This window comes from Roseateles sp. GW821-FHT09G09, from assembly GCF_059415965.1.
Map to the genome: position 1 here is coordinate 1 of NZ_JBWKOG010000021.1, position 5,054 is coordinate 5,054.

At 58.2% G+C, this 5,054-nt stretch carries 6 protein-coding genes; 4 read left to right on the top strand and 2 right to left on the bottom strand.

Annotation, left to right across the window (positions count from 1 at the left end):
- From AC07O8_RS27210 to AC07O8_RS27225, 4 genes are all read left to right on the top strand, one after another.
- Positions 1 to 1,167: RHS repeat-associated core domain-containing protein (locus tag AC07O8_RS27210; protein WP_495051014.1), on the top strand; the 1,167-nt coding region annotated here is incomplete at its 5' end.
- A complete protein-coding gene (locus AC07O8_RS27215; RefSeq protein ID WP_495051015.1) occupies positions 1,164 to 1,931 on the top strand; it encodes a hypothetical protein in 768 nt (255 codons plus the stop codon). The genes AC07O8_RS27210 and AC07O8_RS27215, both read left to right, overlap by 4 nt.
- A gap of 1,048 nt (positions 1,932 to 2,979) precedes the next feature.
- A complete protein-coding gene (locus tag AC07O8_RS27220) occupies positions 2,980 to 3,111 on the top strand; it encodes a hypothetical protein (protein ID WP_495051016.1) in 132 nt (43 codons plus the stop codon).
- Between the two features lie 3 nt (positions 3,112 to 3,114).
- The gene (locus AC07O8_RS27225) at positions 3,115 to 3,288 is read left to right on the top strand and encodes a hypothetical protein (RefSeq protein ID WP_495051017.1); all 174 of its coding nucleotides are present in this window, start codon (positions 3,115 to 3,117) and stop codon (positions 3,286 to 3,288) included.
- 170 nt (positions 3,289 to 3,458) lie between these two features.
- Here the strand turns inward: AC07O8_RS27225 and AC07O8_RS27230 are convergent, their stop codons facing one another.
- Together AC07O8_RS27230 and tagH are read right to left on the bottom strand one after the other, a co-directional pair.
- Entirely contained in the window at positions 3,459 to 4,325 is an 867-nt protein-coding gene (locus AC07O8_RS27230) for a PP2C family protein-serine/threonine phosphatase (protein ID WP_495051018.1), read from the bottom strand.
- Positions 4,326 to 4,358: 33 nt separating this feature from the next.
- A partial coding sequence (gene tagH / locus AC07O8_RS27235; RefSeq protein WP_495051019.1) for a type VI secretion system-associated FHA domain protein TagH occupies positions 4,359 to 5,054 on the bottom strand: 696 nt, incomplete at its 5' end.

Consider the following 5,054-nt stretch of genomic DNA (forward strand, 5'->3'; position numbering starts at 1 on the left):
GACAGCCTGAGCGGCAGCACCTGCACGCACGTGGCGTCCAGCACCTACGGCGCGTCGGTGAGCGCGTGGGCGTGCAATGCGGGAGACTCGCTGAGCGGCAGCACTTGCACGAAGACCACAGCCAGCAACGCAACGCCGAACTACAGCTGCGCCAGCGGCACCCTCTCGGGCAGCACCTGCATCGGCGGGCGCAAGCAGTCGGAGACGATGTATGTCTACTTGGCGGGCAAGCAGATTGCGGAGGTGACGGGCGGGGTGACGCAGTACCCGCACACCGACGCGCTGGGCAGTCCGGTGGCGCATTCGAGCGCGGCGGGGGCGGTGCTCAACAGGACAAGGTTCGAGCCCTACGGCTTCCCGGCCGCAGGCACCAAGCCGAGCAAGGCCACCAGCGTCATCGGCTTCACCGGGCATGTGCAGGATTCGGAGACGGATCTCGTGTATATGCAGCAGAGGTACTACGATCCGATTGCGGCAAGATTCCTCTCGGTAGATCCAACCACTACCAGTCTATCGAATGGTGCGGGCTTTGGAAGATATACATATGTCGACAACAATCCCTATAGGAAAGTTGATCCCGACGGGATGTGTGAAAAACCCACAGGCTCAAATATCTGCACTCGCGAACCTGCAAACTCGTCGACAACGCCGAGTTCCTCCCAAGGAGGCGGTGGGCTGGAAAAGATTCGAGGAAAGCCACAAGCATCGTCAAACACACCAACCCACGCATCAACATCTCAACGTATCGCCACAGAAGCTGCTGCCCAACCTGATGTCGAATCCGTTCACTTGAATAGAAATCTCAGAAATATCACCAATGACCCCAATATGCCGAACATCAGGCCGGATGTCGCTGTCGTCAAAAATACGGGTGAATTAGATATGACTGAAGTTAGATCCGCAGGCCAAACTACTCAAGAGCTGAGAATTAAACTTGAGAATGCACGAGCCGCAATGCCAGGCGTCCAGGGAAGAAATATCGTGATTGAACCTGATCCCGTCATTCGCGGGAGCGCGGGAGGCGCAGGAAGCGTGTCAAGAGGCCTTGGTGCGCTCGGAATCGTCTTTATGATTTTGCACGAGGCGATCAATGCATGGGGGGATTCGAGGATGACGGACAGGCAGAGATTCGAAAAACAATGCGAAGAATCGGGAATGTGTGCATGAAAATTGAAAGATGCTTAGCCCTTCATGATTGGGAAACTTCAATCGATTGGCTTTCAATACTCAAAGTGCTTCAAACAATTGAAGATGTTGATTGGAAGAGTGGTAAATTTTCTTTGTTGTCAAAGAATGGAAAGCTCAAACAATTGGGGTTTAAGGAATTCTGGCAAAACCACTCAAAGAGTTTTCGTGGGCTACTTGCTGGAACTTTCGAAATTCACGGCCGTGTTCTTTATATCTCTATCGCAGGACCAGATCGCCCTTCTCGAACATTTCATTTATCCATATCCGGCGAAATTTGTGACGACGACTGGATTAACGTTTGGTACATTGAAGCTTTAAGAAGGTTAAGTTTGCTTGGCCCACTTGGCTACGGCTATACATTTAACTTTTCCTCAGCTTCCTTAGATCCCGTAGCGGAGCTGTTTACACAGGGAATTGAGTACTTGAGCGGATCCGAAGAAGATGGCGCGATGGTTGATGATTGGATGTATTGGACAATTTTCTCAAAGGGTATCGGAAAATTCACAACCAAAGGAAAATTTCGAAATGCCTTCGGAATAAATATAATTAATCACTCCCATCTTTGTTCCCCAACCAGCAATGGGACTTCCTTGTTCGATGAAATTAATTCCGGCTTGGGCACTCTGGAGGAGATTGGGAACAAAAACTTTATCTGGATATTGACCCGAGGCGAGTTGCCAGTCGCCCGTGCACTCTTGGCAGACAGTAAACTTCTTTTGGGAAAGTATGTGCATGCTGGCTGATAGACATACTTTCAAAGAACTGCGTGATCTTCGGAATGAGGAGAAAGCGGGCATTTCAGATGTCGAGCTGTGAGTAATTTATTTCGACAGACGCATTCCTTAAGACAATAGACCTTGATAACGAGGCCGGGAGATATTGTCTGCTTCTTCGAATCGTTCCAAAATGAACGGCATTCCGCCATCAAACAGTCCACGCTCACAACTTCAAGTATTATTAGCGCGCGCCGATGAAGCCTAGTCTTGATATGACAAGTTACCATGTGGACTAGGCTTCAGCGCAGGCAGAGCGGCGCACTGAAAGTAGTTTCAATCTCCTTAGGCGCAACAATAATTGCCCTGCCAATTATTGGACCAAGGTTCGATACATTGTTTTTTTCGAGCCTTCTTGCTTTTCTTCTTTTTTTGGCTGTCTTCTGCGGGCTCGTATTTTCGATCTACTGCCCTTCCTGCAAATTGAGATTGGTACCGTTTGCGATGTCTAGGCAGACCTTGGGACAATGGTTCAATTGGCTTGATGAACAAGAACGATGTCCGAGGTGTGGGTGCGGCACCGACGATCATTAAGAGCCGAATTCAATCTAAGAGAACAAGAGTTAGTGATGTCGATTGGCGCCAGATCAAGGTTTCGACTAGGAATGCTGTCTTTAATGATCGTTGCGTGGCTCGTGATGGGCCTGTGGCTTTGGACGGAAAGTAATTTCTTTGCCTTTCTACTCGTCCCCGTTCTGATCGTGGGGACCGTCCTAATCAGAACTATTGCATGCCCTCAGTGTGCGACGCCTTTGGCCTATAAAGGATCAGCATTCGGTCTGGATATCGAGGGCGGGTGGTCAACTTCGCATTGCAAGAAGTGCAATTTCGATCTTCGAACTGTAGAGAAATGAATGCCGGAAGATCTTCGTTGAGGCTGCGGTTGAACACGTGGCTGAAGCTGCTATCCGTCCTTTGCAGCGCGAGCGCATTTGGGAAGGCCCCAAGCTGCGTGTATGCCAAGCAGAAGGAGGCTCGCCCCCCGCATACGCTCACTGCCGCGCGGACAGCCGAATCCATGGCCTACCTCGTCCGAGGCGGCCTCTACGTCCACGTGACGGACTGGAGCTGCACCCGGCTGGGCAAACGCGTGCTGATCGAGACCCCGGGCAGCGCCGATGACGCTCGAAACGTGGCCGCAATCCTCTAGGCCGTGGTCGACGCAGACGTGTACGCGGCGCTGACCACCGAGCTCCGGCCTGCAACGGGCAAGCTTGGCAGCATGACCTTCGAACCGCCGGTCGTCGGCTTCGAACGCGTCTCGCTGGACTTGCAGCGGGACGAGTATGGCGCTCGCTATCTCCTCGTCTACTACACCGTCGATTGACGCCGCGACGCCAGCTTGCGGGCGCCATGCTTCAAACGCTTCGAAACCTCTGAGCCCTTCGTCTGTTGAGCACTGAAGGGCTCTCTCAATTGGTGGCGGAGCCTCCCGGCTTCCGTCGGCTTCTTCAGCTAAAAGAAGCACACCCCAGGTTCAATCAGCGCCGCGCCAGCTCACAACGGCATGCGCCGCGTCGACTCGTCTTCTTCCTCTTCCAGCGGGATCGGGCCGGAGTCCACGGTGGATTCCTGAGCCGCCGTCCCGGCTTCATCGGCCGGCGTCTGCGCCGTCGCTGCCAGCACCGGCTCGCCCACCCACAGCGCGATCGCGCTGAAGTTGTCCTGGTCGGGCAGCCGGCGTTCCTCGATCACCGCGCGCATCGCCGCCAGCCAGTCGTCCGGCGAGGCCGCCGCCCGCAGCGTGTCGTGGATCAACGTGTCGCCCGCGCTGCCCCACCAGCCGTCGCTGCACAGCAGGAAGACGTCGCCATCCTTCAAGGGCTGCGGCGACGTGGTGTGCGGATGCAGGTCGTCCTCGATGCCCAGCGCGGCGACGAGGTGGTTCTTGTGCGGATGGTCCTCCGCCTGCTCTGGCGTCAGCAGGCCGGCCTCGATCAGCATCTGCACCACGCTGTCGTCCTGCGTGATCGTGTCGATGTCGCCGCCGCGGATGCGGTACAGCCGCGAGTCCCCGACGTGGGTCCACAGCGCGAAGTTGCGCTGCGCGTCCACGCACAGCGCCACCAGCGTCGTGTGCATGCGGTCGCGGCCCGTGCCCTCGACGCCGCGACGCACGTCGTCGTGCGCGGCCAGCACCGCGCCGGTCAGCAGTTCGGGGCGCCACGGCAGCGTCGCGTCGCCCAGGCTGGTCTGCATGCGGTGCACGGCCCGGCGCGCGGCCTCGGCGCCGTTGCGGTGGCCGCCGGCGCCGTCGGCCAGCACGGCGTACCAGCCGGGGCCGTTCTCGTGCGCCACGATGGCGTCCTCGTTGTTGTTGCGCGCGCCTTGTTCGCTGCAGGCGGCAACCCTGATCTTGAGCATGGTGTGAACGACGTGTAGGACAAACGGCGGGGCTCAGGCCCCGCTCTGCTGTGCTTGTTGTTGTGACTGCGAAGACGGCTGGCCGTGCTGGCTCAGGCGTTCGAGCTGATCTTCATAGGCCTCCAGGAAGGCCTTGCCAAACAGCGAGTGGAAGTCCTCCTGCGCCTCGTCCCGGATGGACTCGAAGTGCTGCAGGTAGAGCTCCCAGAGCTTGGCCTTGCGGTTCATCGCCAGGACGCTGTCCAGCACCGAGCGGCTGGTGAGCTTGGCCTCCAGCGCCTGCGGCTGGAAGCGGGTCAGCACACCCTCCAGTGCGGCGCGCGTGCCGGCCATCGTGCCGATCGTGTGGCCGACCAGGTCGCGCATCGCGTCCTGCATTGCCGCGGGACCCGGGAGGAACCCGCGCACGGGCGGCTGCAGCAGCTGCTCCAGCGCCGATTGCGCATCGGGCGAGAATTTCAGGGGATTGTTCTCGCGCGAGCGGATCACGGTCACCTGCGCGCGCAGCTCGTGCTTGGTCGCGGCCCGCACGGCCATCATGCGCAGCGCGCCGTCGACCGAGGCGTTCAGCAGGGATCCGATGACGCGCATCAGGTCCGGATTGAGACCCTGCGGCGGCGCGGCCATGCGTACGCCGGCGCCCTCGCAGAAGGCCTGCCACAGCGCGGCGGTATCGGCCGCCTGGCCCGGCGCCGCAGGGGCCGCCGGCGCGGCCGCCACGGTCGGCGC